Raw genomic sequence first — 11,848 nt, 5'->3', positions numbered from 1 at the left:
CTGGATTGAACCTACTAGAAATTACCATTAAACCATTCTTTCATTCGTGCCCACACTCCTTTGCCGCTATCGCTTAGAGTGGTAATATTATAACCACCTTCATACTGCTGTTGAAACCCATGCAACAATAAACCGACTCCTGTGGTCATGGAAGGATTAACTGTTGCTTCAACCAAGCCAGAGACTTGGTGGGCACACCCTTGGCGTACAGGCATTTCGAAACACATTTCAGCCAATTCAATAGCACCACGCACGCAAGAGCCTCCGCCAGTCATCACCATGCCAGCAGCAACTCGTTGTTCAAATCCACTGCGTCGCAGTTCATTGCGAACTAACGAAAACAATTCCTCATAGCGCGCAGAAACAACATCTGAAAGTACCTTTGCAGATATTTTGCGTCCAGGCCGCTCATTAACACTTAACACTTCTATCATTTCACTAGGATTGGCTAATTCAGGCATGGCACAAGCATGCTTGACTTTGATAGCTTCCGCAGCTTTTGTGGGAGTACGTAATGCCATGGCGATATCATTCGTTACCTGATCGCCCGCAATAGGAATTACTGCTGTAAATTGAATCGCACCTTCCGCAAAAACCGCGATATCAGTGGTACCTCCACCAATATCAATAAGACAAACCCCTAGTTCTTTTTCATCTTCAGTTAGCACTGCATGACTGGAGGCCAATTGCTCGAGAATGATGTCGCTGACTTCTAAACCACAGCGCCGTACACATTTAGCAATATTTTGCGCAGCGCTGACCGCACCCGTTACGATATGAACTCGAGCTTCCAAACGCACACCCGCCATGCCTACTGGTTCACGAATACTACCTTGATTATCGATAATAAATTCTTGAGGAAGAATATGAAGAATCTTTTGATCGGCCGGGATAGCTACAGCCTTCGCTGCATCAAGTACACGCTCTACATCGGCTTGAGAAACTTCTAAATCTTTAATGGCGACAATTCCATGAGAGTTCAAACTACGAATATGGCTACCCGCAATTCCTGCATAAACCGTTCGTACCTCGCATCCAGCCATTAATTCTGCTTCTTGAACAGCTCGTTGAATGGAGTTAACCGTCGCTTCTATATCAACAACTACACCTCGTTTTAATCCGCGGGAGGGGTGACGTCCGATACCTATAATTTCAATTGCACCGTCTGCCGCTACTTCACCAATAAGCGCAACTACCTTTGAGGTGCCAATATCCAAACCGGTGATGATATTTTTTTCTAATTTTTTTGCCATTATCTTCCCGCTTATTTTTTCCATTGCACCGCCATGCCTCGCGGATAACGTAAATCAACACTTGCCAACTGATCCGACCGTTCTGCAAAAACAGCAGGATATGCTTTACAGAATCGGGTTATCCGTGTTTCCAAATCCCGCTTTCCTAAGCGTAACTGTATGCCATTAGCTAAGCTAAGCTCCCAAGCTCGATTATCACGCCACTCTAGTGAAGCTGCATGCAAACCATATATTGATAATATCTTACTCATTTTTTTGTAAACTTGTAAGACTTCCTTCTGTTGATTCGCAGGTCCACTCAAATGAGGTAGTGAAGAATCTAATCGTCCCCCATAATTAAACAATTCTCCGTCTTCAGTCATCATGGCATCGTTCCATGTGGCTGCAGGGATTTTCTCCACTAAAGTAATTTTTAAAGTATCAGGCCAGATACGCTCAATTTGAACCTGATCTGCCCAGTCAAAGGCAGCTAAATCAGTATATAGCTTGCCAACCGGCAGTGAAAAAAAGCTGGAATCAACATACTTCGTTAGGATTATCTCTAGGTCCTTATGAGAAATATGATGATAACTTGCAACAATTTTGACAGTATTAATAGGGAATCTTTTCGGATCAGCCACGTATAAATAAATCAGCCTGGCCGCCAGGAAAAGAGCACAAATAACTAATATTGTTAAAAAGCTTGCATAGCGTAATCGTCCAGTATCAGCCATCCACTTACCCACCACCTATTACCATATCACTTACATTACGCTAACCCTTGATTTCTTATTCATTGATAATCAGTCACTAACTGCTGTCTACAACGCTGGTGAGTCATTGCCAAATCTATTAGCTCATCTAAAAGAGCCGGGTATTTTAAACCACTAGCCTGCCACATTTTGGGATACATGCTAATGGAAGTAAAACCAGGAATCGTATTGATTTCATTAAAGTAAATTTTGCCATTTTGATCATTAACAAAGAAATCAACACGAGCCATACCTTTGCATTTCAAACGAGTGAATATTTCGCCTGCAATTGCTTGTAATCGCTGAATAAGTTCCGCATCAAGTTTGGCGGGGACGTGTAATTCAGTTTGATTACTTTCCAGGTATTTTGCAGTGTAAGAGTAAAATCCATCCGTATGATGGACACAAATTTCTCCGGGTAAGCTGACTCTTGGCGCGGCAGCAGGAGATGTATTCTCAAGTACAGCTAATTCAATTTCTCGCCCTTGAATAAACTCTTCCACTAAAATTGTTTCATCATAGCGCAATGCATCTTCAATAGCAGTAGTTAATTCAGCCATATTTTTAACTTTATGAATGCCCACACTTGAGCCTAGAGAGCACGGTTTAACGAACATAGGCCATCCTAATTCGGCAGCAGTCTGCTTACAAAATTGTTGTCTTTCAGCAGCAGAACTATGCCAAGACAACATGCGATAGCGAGCTGATTCAATTGTCTCACTGCAGGCAAGACGTCGAGCTATATCTTTATCCATACCAATTGCTGATGACAATACATCGCAACCGACATAAGCCACACCAGCTAACTCCAGTAATCCTTGCAGACATCCATCTTCATAAAGAGGTCCATGAGCCACGGGAAAAACAATATCTGCTTCAATTGCCAAACGCCCATTTACCAATAAACTGGTTAAAGCACGTGAATTTGCCGTCTTAACAGGTAAGCATTCCTTAAAGGCTTGTAATTCTTGATAATCGTTGAGATAACATTGACCATCTTTATCCATACTTACGGGAATAATATTGTATTTACCAGAATCAAGCTCTCTCAAAACTGAGGCAGCTGAACATAAGGAAACCTCATGCTCACCCGATTTACCACCGTAAAGTAATAACAGATTAATTGCTTTAGGCATTAAAGATCTCCAATGATATGCACTTCACGAATCAGCTCAATGTTAGTTAGCTGATGCACCGTACTGCGCACTAATTCAATCAATGATTCGATATCACTGGCCAATGCATTACCATGTTGATTAATAATGAAATTGGCATGTTTTTCCGAAACAACCGCGCCTCCAATTTGCTTGCCTTTAAGCCCGCATGTCTCAATGAGACGAGCAGCAAAATTACCTGGAGGATTTCTAAACACAGACCCACAATTATACTCATTGGTAGGCTGTGTATCCGCTCGATGAGCTAATAATTCTTTAATAAGTTGCAACGATTTCTCTTTCTCACCTTTTACCAAGCGGCAAGTGGCAGCTACAAACCACTCATCTTGTAAACCCGCAACATGGCGATAGGCGATTTCAAACTCATCGGGTTTCCGTCTCCGTATTTCACCATGACGAGTTATCGTTTCTACTTCAATCACCGATTGCCAGGTTTCGCCGCCAAAGCAGCCAGCGTTCATTCGTAAAGCGCCACCCATTGTACCTGGAATTCCAGCCCAAAACTCTCCCCCCGCCAAATTGGCGCGAGCACAGAATCTCGCCATGGTAGCACAAGACACGCCAGCCTCGACATGAACCACATCATCGGCAAGCAATTTTATTTCTTTTAAACAACCCTGCGTTAAGATAACGGTTCCGGCAAAACCTTTATCTCTAATCAAAGAGTTACTTCCCAAACCAAGCCATAACAAAGGCTCCTCTTTAGGTAATTGTTTAAGAAAGAGTGCTAGATCAAAAATGCTGATGGGTTTATACAGTTTTTGTGCCTGCCCACCAACTCTCCAGGTTGTATAATCAGCCAGCGGCTCATTGACCAGCAGTTGGCCCTGATAGGTGACAGCATTCACTTCATCTAGGGTTTTCATGCGGATTCTCGCACTGAAGACTGCATTAAATTAAGTGCCAGCTGACCAATACTGCCGGCTCCCTGCATCAAAATTACACTACCATCGGTAATCAATTCATCCAATGTTTGCGCTAAGTTTTTATCATTTACTAATCTTGCATTAGGCTGCTGTTGACTGATTTGTTGCAGTAAGGTTTCGCTACTCAAGCCGGGTATTGCCTGCTCTCCGGCAGAGTAAATATCCATCAATAATAGCTCATCTGACAAACTTAACGCATCCACAAACTGACTGAATAGTGACTGCGTACGGGTATAGCGGTGCGGTTGAAATACATGAACCAGACGTTTATCAGGCCAAACGCGTCGGAATGCATCAATTGTTGACATAATTTCCTGTGGGTGATGGCCATAATCATCCACAATGATCGCAGAACCTCGCTCAAAACGTCTTTCACCTAACATTTGAAAACGGCGCCCCACACCCTGGAACTTTAATAAACCATTAATGATAGATTCATCATCCACACCCAATTCCGTAGCAATAGCAATTGCAGCCAGAGCATTTAAGACGTTATGACGACCAGGCCATTGGAATTTTATATTTAATGGTTTATATGGCGCAGGTCTTTGTACAGTAAATTCACTTAACAAGCCATTTTGGGTCCAGTTTAAAGCACGATAATGAGCATCTTCACGAAATCCATAGGTGCGCGTTGGACGCTGAACAGAGGGAAGAATTCGGCATACTTCGGCATCTTCAATGCAAAGAACGGCTAAACCGTAAAATGGCAAATGATGCAGAAATTCAACAAAGGTATTACGTAACTTGTCAAAACTGTCATCATAAGTTCCCATATGATCGGCATCTATATTGGTAACAACCGCCATCATTGGTTTTAAGAATAAAAAAGAAGCATCACTTTCATCTGCTTCAGCAACAAAGTAGGCAGACTTCCCTAATTGCGCATTAGAACCACAACTATTTAACTTACCGCCAATAACAAAGCTCGGATCAAGTCCCCCTTCAGCTAATAAACTACTCACCAAGCTTGTGGTGGTTGTTTTTCCATGCGTACCGGCAATGGCAATACCATGGCGAAATCGCATTAACTCTGCGAGCATTGCGGCTCGTGGAATAACAGGAATTACTTGTTCATTGGCAGCAATTATTTCTGGGTTATCGGCACTAACCGCTGTTGAGCGTACAACCACATCTGCACCAATCACATTCTCAACGCGATGACCGATATAAACTTTGATTCCCAAAGCTTGTAATCGTTGTACCGTGCGACTTTCACTTAGATCGGAACCTGTAATACGATATCCTTGGTTATGTAAAACCTCAGCGATACCACACATTCCAGCGCCGCCAATCCCAACAAAATGAATTTGTTCTACTCTACCCATCCTTGGTGATAGAAACTGCCCTATGTTATTCACAAAATTCCCCTTTATTAGGAGGTAAAGTGTGTTTACCTTTAGTTTAAAAAGGCATTATCCTAACTAAAGTGTAACACTCTATCCTCTTTACGGTTATGATGTTGGCGATCTTAGTCCTAAAGACTGCCAACGATTTTCATGATCAATGCGCAATAACAGTGCAATTACCACACAATTCACTACCATACTAGCACCACCGTAACTAAGCATGGGTAGCGTTAATCCCTTCGTCGGTAGTAATCCTGAATTCACGCCCATATTAATTGCTGCCTGCAGACCTAACCAAAAAGTTAAGCCATACGCGGTAAAAGCTGCAAACAGACGCTCCTGATTATAGGCTGTAAAACCTATCATCAAGCCCCTAATCACCAATATACTATACAAAATTAATACCAACATTACGCCAACCAGCCCTAATTCTTCGGCCAGCACGGCAAATAGAAAATCGGTATGAGCTTCCGGTAAATAAAATAATTTTTGTACACTGTCTCCTAAGCCAGTACCTAACCATCCTCCACGGCCAAAAGCGATGAGTGATTGTGTCAATTGATAACCACTATTAAATTGATCAGCCCAGGGATCTAAAAAAGCCGTTAAACGGGCAACCCGGTAGGGCGAAGAAAAGGCAAGCATCGCGAGGCAGCAGATTACAATAATTAATAGTCCAATGTAGTAGCGAAGTCTTACTCCTGCTAAAAATAAGAGTGCCATCACCGTACCAGAGATAACTACAGTAGCACCAAAATCAGGTTCCATTAGTAGTAAAACAGACACCATTCCTAAAATGATCATAGGCTTGATGAATCCCAAAATGCTTTGACGCACACTTTCTTGTTGCCGCACTAAATAACCTGAAACATAAAAAATCATGGTTAATTTAGCGAGCTCCGAAACTTGAATACCAATGGGGCCAAACGCAAGCCATCGCCTGGAACCATTGACGACCCGGCCGATTCCTGGGATCAATACCACCAGTAACATGAGTAAACAAACTAATAACAGCGGAACACTCCATTTTTCCCAAGTGCTACTGTCTATTCGCATGACAACAATAGCCACCATAAATCCTGCGAAAAGGTAGCAAGACTGGCGAATCAGAAAATGAAAAGGCTGGTGATAATATTTTGTCGAGATCATGACCGAACTCGATGCAACCATCATTAGGCCAATAATCAACAAGCCAAGCACAGCACCCATTAACCATTTGTCATACAGAGCAATGGGTTTATTGGTAGGTTTACCGCGCAAATTGTAGTGTCTGGGCTGCATTGTACTCACAATCTACCTACTAAATTGGTGAATACTTCTCCGCGGTGATTAAAGTCACGAAACATATCAAGACTTGCACAAGCAGGCGACAATAACACAACATCCCCTGGCATCGCTTGTTCTTTGGCAAGCAGTACAGCACCATCCAATGATGAAGCACGTAACGTAGGCACAACTTTTCCAAGTGCCGTTTCCATTTTATCGGCATCTTCACCAATTAGAACAATGGAACGTACATAATCGGCAACAGGCGTACAAAGTTCAGTAAAATCAGCACCCTTTCCTTGGCCACCGGCAATTAATACAATCTTCCCTTGCATGGAACCTCCTATTCCAGAAATAGCAGAGATAGTAGCACCAATATTGGTTCCTTTAGAATCATTAATCCAATCTACTTGATTCAAAGTTCTTACCCACTGACAACGATGAGGCAACCCAGCAAATGATTCAAGAACCTGAATCATTGGCTTAAAGTCTATGCCTGCGGCTTTAGCCAAGGCGCATGCCGCCAATGCATTTTGCCAGTTATGCTTCCCTTTAATACGCAACTTATCAACGGGTAAGAAACAATGTTTGCCATGAGCAAGATAATTAATACCATCTTTTTCGACAATTCCCCAATGGTTTTCTTGAGCTTCATCCAAGCCATAGCTGGAACTGTTAGTCTCTTTCAGCGCGGCAGTTGGAAATGTATGCTCATCCTGGCGATTGTATAAAAGAAATTGTGCCTGTTGATAAATTTGTTGTTTCGAGTCGATATATGCCTGATAGGTGTGATGCCTATCTAAGTGATCGGGTGAAAGATTCAAAATCGTTGCAGCAATCGGTTTGAGCGAATGGGTTAAATCCAATTGAAAACTGGATAACTCTAAGACCCATAAATCATAGTGCTGTTCATTATCTAACAGATCAAGTACGGGAAGCCCTATGTTGCCTGCAACAGCAACGGATAAGCCAGCAGCTTTAGCCATTTCCCCCACTAGGGTGGTTACCGTTGATTTACCATTCGTACCAGTAATAGCCACGACAGGTGCTTGTATTTCCTGCGCTAAACATTCAATATCTCCAAATACAGGAATATTCAATTTAAACGCTTGCTGTAAAAAAGGCTCATCTAATGAGATCCCTGGGCTAGTAATAATTCCGGCTAACTGTTGATATATCATTGGAGGTAATTCTCCTAAAAACACATCAACTCCAGGGAACTCCGCCGTAAACGCTGATAATCCCGTCACTTCTTTACGTGTATCAAAAACTACAAAAGGCTTATTGCGCCGACGCAAATACCCAGCGATAGAATGTCCTGTTTTCCCTAATCCTGCGACCAAATAAAGTGATTGGTTCATGATTCCACCTAACGTAGTTTTAAGGTTGCCAAGCCACAGAGTACAAATACGACAGTCATAATCCAAAAACGAACGATTACTTTGGGTTCAGACCATCCTTTTAATTCAAAATGATGATGTAGCGGTGCCATGCGGAATAAGCGCTTACCACCCGTGTACTTGAAATATCCTACTTGCAAAATGACAGACACTGTTTCAATAACAAACAAGCCTCCCATAATTAACAGGACAAGCTCTTGTCTGACAATCACAGCAACCATCCCTAAAGCAGCTCCAAGAGCTAATGACCCAACATCGCCCATGAACACTTGTGCTGGATAACTGTTATACCAAAGAAAGCCAAGACCAGCCCCCACAATTGCTGAGCAAAAAATAGTTAGCTCACCTGTATTAGGCACAAAAGGAATTGCTAAATAATGGGCGTAAATCGCATTAGAACTCGCATAAGCAAAAATACCCAATGCACCAGCAACCATAACAATAGGCATGATTGCCAAACCATCCAAGCCATCCGTTAGATTCACAGCATTACTACTGCCAACTATTACAAAATAAGCTAATACTGGAAAGAAGGGACCGAGATTAATCAATAAATCCTTAAAAAAAGGAACTGTTAATTGAGTTTGTACGGGAATTTCTGCATTCCAATACAAAAAAAATACCGCGCAAAGAGCAATCACCGATTGCCAAAAATATTTCCATCGTGCGGGTAAACCTTTAGAATTTTTCCGAACGAGCTTGCGATAATCATCAACCCAACCGACTAAACCAAAACCAGTAGTTACTAATAATACTAACCAAAGGGACGATTGCCTGAGATCTCCCCATAGTAAGCAACTAACAATAATTGCAAGCAGAATCAACACGCCTCCCATTGTAGGAGTCCCTGCTTTTGATAAATGTGTTTTCGGCCCATCATCTCGTACCATCTGGCCAATTTGCAAATTTCTCAACCAGCGAATCATTACAGGACCACAGAAAAGCCCAACAAGCAACGCCGTTAAAGCCGCCAAAATAGAACGGAATGTCAAATATTGGAATACTCTAAACGCATGGTACTGTCCTTGTAATAGCTGCGTTAACCAGAAAAGCATTTTCTATCTACCTCATTAAAAGTTAGGGAATCCCCAAGTAAAATCGCATAGGATACGTTGCTATTCATTGCCGAAAAACAACTGCCATCATCTCAATATCCTGGCGCAATTATTTGGCCGCGCAAAAAGTTGCCAAGCATATCATATTCTGGGATTCAACCCACCAGTTGATGCACAATTTTTTCCATTGCCGCGGAACGTGAGCCTTTTACTAAAACAGTCGTGTTGGCATCAAGTTTTTTGAGCAAATCCTGGGCCAGTTCTTCCTGCGTTTTATAATGTTTTGCACTAAGTCCAAATGCTTTACTGGTATGTGCACTATGAACGCCACACGTCAACAGCAGATCAATCCCCTGACGCTGCGCCGCATAGCCCACTTCCTCATGATGCTCTTGCGTCCAACTACCAAGCTCCCCCATATCTCCTAAAACAAGAATACGACGTCCCTGACGTTTAGCTAATACATCAACAGCAGTAAGTACCGAGCGTAAATTGGCATTGTAAGTATCATCAATTACTAATGATTGATTTTTTCCATTTAAAAAAGTCATCCGACCAGGAACGCCGCGAAACTGACTTAATCCTCGAACAATGTCAGTTAGGGAGATTCCCACTGCATAGCAACAACTTGCTGCAGCTAACGCATTGGATACCGTATGCTCACCAGGAACTTGCATCGTAACTTGTGCCTGCCCTGTCGGAAGAGTTAAATCAAATTGCGCACAACCTTGTTCATTAAAACAAATATTGTGTGCATAAATATCCGCAGGTTTCGTCAAGGAAAAACGCAAGACTTTTTTACTCCCTAAGATTCCATCCCAAAAATGCGCATAAGCGTCATCATCATTCACTATGGCAGTACCAGCACTATCTAATGCGTGATAAATTTCACCTTTTGCTTTGGCAACACCATCAATTGAACCAAATTCACCTATATGTGCAGGCGCAATATTATTAATAAGCGCAACATGTGGCTGCACAATAGCCGCCGTATGCGCGATTTCCCCAATATGATTGGCACCTAATTCAAATACTGCATAGCGGTGGGTAGAATTCAATTGCAAGACACTTAAAGGAGCACCAATATGGTTATTTAAATTGCCTGTAGTGGCGTGAGCCGGCTTTGGCAGAATGGAAGCGATCATTTCTTTTACACTTGTTTTGCCATTGCTACCTGTTAACGCAATCACAGGGCACTGAATAGTTTGGCGATGTGCAGCTGCAATTTTTGCCAAGGCCTTTAGCGTGTCGGGAACGAGCAACTGCGGTATTGCAACCTTATTATTTATTCGACTACAAACAACGGCAAGAGCACCTTTCGCCGCCACTTCTTCGATGAAATCATGACCATCGAAGCGTTCTCCCGCTAAAGCAATAAATAAGTCCCCTGGTTTTATCTGGCGACTATCGATACAAATACCCGTAATTAATGTGTCGCCAGGACACGAATTACCCAGTAATTTCGCAATATAGTTTAGGTTCATAGCAATTTAGAATAGTCAAAAGCCTAGTGTACTTATTATTCCTCGAACTCACCAGCAAATGCTGTAATTTTATACATATAGCTCTGGATTGAGTAAGCTTCTTCCCTGGGCGATATTTTTGTAGCGGTAAACGCCAAGCGTCATCGCGAGAATGGATGACATATCCTATTTACAATTTGTTATTTTGGTGCAGTTGCTCCATGAAATACTTTATTAATCTCTCTTGTTCACCAGCAACCACTTTTATACCAAGCACTTTATTACGAGAGGTAGTGCCGTATAGAATGGTAATTTGTTTTTGCATAACACCTAATAAGTTTGCCAAATACTGAATAAGCATTTTGTTGGCTTTACCATCTTGAGGGCTTGCTTGCAGGCTAATCTGCAAGCAATCTACTGAATCAAATGAAATTTTGTTTTGCTTGGCACCCGGCTTAACTTTTATTTGTAGTGTAAGTTGCTGAGCATTGTATTTAAGCCAGAGCGGGCAATTCATAAGTTTCGCTAATATTTAACTTACGATAGTAGCGCGCCAAGCTGGCCTCTGTCAGTGGCTGGCGCTGCTCATCAAGCAAATGCGTATCCAGACCATCCCGAAGTTGCTTTGCCGTTTCATACATAATGTTAAGGCGCTCAGCATCTATTGTTGGATTGCCTGAAGATTGCATAAAAAGACATAGGCCTCTAACGCTGAAAGCGCCGATATTTTGCAAATCAAATACGCCACTTGCTGTTGCTGCTGCTAGACTGCAAAGCACGGGACCTTGACCATTGGCATGTTGATGACGATGAAACAACTGACCTTCTCCGAAACGTAAGCCTGCAGCTAATACTGTTTGCAATAATTCATAACCTGCCAATTGACGATTTTCTTTAGCTAATAAAAACATCATTAGTGATTGACCGGGCTCATTACTAGTAGCGTGGTTTTCTTCTTCAAACTCACCGATCATGGGTCCCATTGCAGCTGTTGTTTCCGTGAAGTTATCGTGATGCTCTTCGGTAACGTCTTGAAAACCATGATTAACTTTGCGCACAGCAATAATGTCATCAAACTGTTTATTTTCTGTTTGTCCGAAGGAGGGTTGATAACTAACGGGATTCAAGCTCTGGCGCCTGGCCTTCATCAAGCGTCCAATAGCAATTACAACGCCAATGAGTAACAGAACATTAAGGATAAGACTCCAATTTGCCTGCATTTTTTACTCC

Annotated in this window: 11 protein-coding genes; all 11 read right to left on the bottom strand. The window is 42.3% G+C overall.

The window, feature by feature from the left end; translation table 11 throughout:
* Positions 1-14: 14 nt before the first annotated feature.
* Positions 15-1,253 (bottom strand): cell division protein FtsA, encoded by a 1,239-nt coding sequence (ftsA, locus tag PXX05_RS00205; protein WP_275089046.1) that lies wholly within the window; start codon positions 1,251-1,253, stop codon positions 15-17.
* Between the two features lie 11 nt (positions 1,254-1,264).
* Positions 1,265-1,966 carry a cell division protein FtsQ/DivIB gene (locus PXX05_RS00200; protein WP_275089045.1) on the bottom strand — a complete coding sequence of 234 codons (702 nt, stop codon included), beginning with the start codon at positions 1,964-1,966 and terminating at the stop codon, positions 1,265-1,267.
* Between the two features lie 59 nt (positions 1,967-2,025).
* Positions 2,026-3,120: a D-alanine--D-alanine ligase family protein gene (locus tag PXX05_RS00195; RefSeq protein WP_275089044.1), complete on the bottom strand. Its 1,095-nt coding sequence runs from the start codon at positions 3,118-3,120 to the stop codon at positions 2,026-2,028.
* A complete protein-coding gene (murB, locus tag PXX05_RS00190; RefSeq protein WP_275089043.1) occupies positions 3,120-4,025 on the bottom strand; it encodes a UDP-N-acetylmuramate dehydrogenase in 906 nt (301 codons plus the stop codon). The genes PXX05_RS00195 and murB overlap by 1 nt, the downstream gene beginning before the upstream one ends.
* Complete coding sequence (murC, locus tag PXX05_RS00185) at positions 4,022-5,446, bottom strand: UDP-N-acetylmuramate--L-alanine ligase (RefSeq protein ID WP_275089042.1); 1,425 nt, start codon at positions 5,444-5,446, stop codon at positions 4,022-4,024. The genes murB and murC overlap by 4 nt, the downstream gene beginning before the upstream one ends.
* Before the next feature lie 93 nt (positions 5,447-5,539).
* Positions 5,540-6,715: a putative lipid II flippase FtsW gene (gene ftsW, locus PXX05_RS00180; protein WP_275089041.1), complete on the bottom strand. Its 1,176-nt coding sequence runs from the start codon at positions 6,713-6,715 to the stop codon at positions 5,540-5,542.
* A gap of 5 nt (positions 6,716-6,720) precedes the next feature.
* Positions 6,721-8,061, bottom strand: coding sequence for a UDP-N-acetylmuramoyl-L-alanine--D-glutamate ligase (gene murD, locus PXX05_RS00175; RefSeq protein ID WP_275089040.1), 1,341 nt, complete (start codon positions 8,059-8,061; stop codon positions 6,721-6,723).
* A gap of 8 nt (positions 8,062-8,069) precedes the next feature.
* The gene (gene mraY, locus PXX05_RS00170) at positions 8,070-9,155 is read right to left on the bottom strand and encodes a phospho-N-acetylmuramoyl-pentapeptide-transferase (RefSeq protein ID WP_275089039.1); all 1,086 of its coding nucleotides are present in this window, start codon (positions 9,153-9,155) and stop codon (positions 8,070-8,072) included.
* 155 nt (positions 9,156-9,310) lie between these two features.
* On the bottom strand, positions 9,311-10,639 hold the full coding sequence (locus PXX05_RS00165; protein WP_275089038.1) for a UDP-N-acetylmuramoyl-tripeptide--D-alanyl-D-alanine ligase: 1,329 nt from the start codon (positions 10,637-10,639) through the stop codon (positions 9,311-9,313).
* 169 nt (positions 10,640-10,808) lie between these two features.
* Complete coding sequence (locus PXX05_RS00160) at positions 10,809-11,135, bottom strand: DUF167 domain-containing protein (protein ID WP_275089037.1); 327 nt, start codon at positions 11,133-11,135, stop codon at positions 10,809-10,811.
* A complete protein-coding gene (locus PXX05_RS00155; RefSeq protein WP_275089036.1) occupies positions 11,113-11,838 on the bottom strand; it encodes a cell division protein ZipA C-terminal FtsZ-binding domain-containing protein in 726 nt (241 codons plus the stop codon). Before PXX05_RS00155 ends, PXX05_RS00160 begins: the two co-directional genes overlap by 23 nt.
* Positions 11,839-11,848: the final 10 nt, after the last annotated feature.

It is taken from the genome of Legionella cardiaca (assembly GCF_029026145.1).
GTDB lineage: Bacteria > Pseudomonadota > Gammaproteobacteria > Legionellales > Legionellaceae > Tatlockia > Tatlockia cardiaca.
Note: the sequence above shows the minus strand (reverse complement) of the source record. Positions and strands in the feature narration are given on the sequence as shown.

Excerpts from the sequence above, each read along its gene's own strand:
- PXX05_RS00155 (WP_275089036.1), bottom strand. The coding sequence starts at position 11,838 with ATGCAGGCAAATTGGAGTCTTATCCTTAATGTTCTGTTACTCATTGGC.
- PXX05_RS00165 (WP_275089038.1), bottom strand. The coding sequence starts at position 10,639 with ATGAACCTAAACTATATTGCGAAATTACTGGGTAATTCGTGTCCTGGC.
- murB (WP_275089043.1), bottom strand. The coding sequence starts at position 4,025 with ATGAAAACCCTAGATGAAGTGAATGCTGTCACCTATCAGGGCCAACTG.
- PXX05_RS00195 (WP_275089044.1), bottom strand. The coding sequence starts at position 3,120 with ATGCCTAAAGCAATTAATCTGTTATTACTTTACGGTGGTAAATCGGGT.
- murD (WP_275089040.1), bottom strand. The coding sequence starts at position 8,061 with ATGAACCAATCACTTTATTTGGTCGCAGGATTAGGGAAAACAGGACAT.
- PXX05_RS00200 (WP_275089045.1), bottom strand. The coding sequence starts at position 1,966 with ATGGCTGATACTGGACGATTACGCTATGCAAGCTTTTTAACAATATTA.
- ftsW (WP_275089041.1), bottom strand. The coding sequence starts at position 6,715 with ATGCAGCCCAGACACTACAATTTGCGCGGTAAACCTACCAATAAACCC.
- mraY (WP_275089039.1), bottom strand. The coding sequence starts at position 9,155 with ATGCTTTTCTGGTTAACGCAGCTATTACAAGGACAGTACCATGCGTTT.
- ftsA (WP_275089046.1), bottom strand. The coding sequence starts at position 1,253 with ATGGCAAAAAAATTAGAAAAAAATATCATCACCGGTTTGGATATTGGC.
- PXX05_RS00160 (WP_275089037.1), bottom strand. The coding sequence starts at position 11,135 with ATGAATTGCCCGCTCTGGCTTAAATACAATGCTCAGCAACTTACACTA.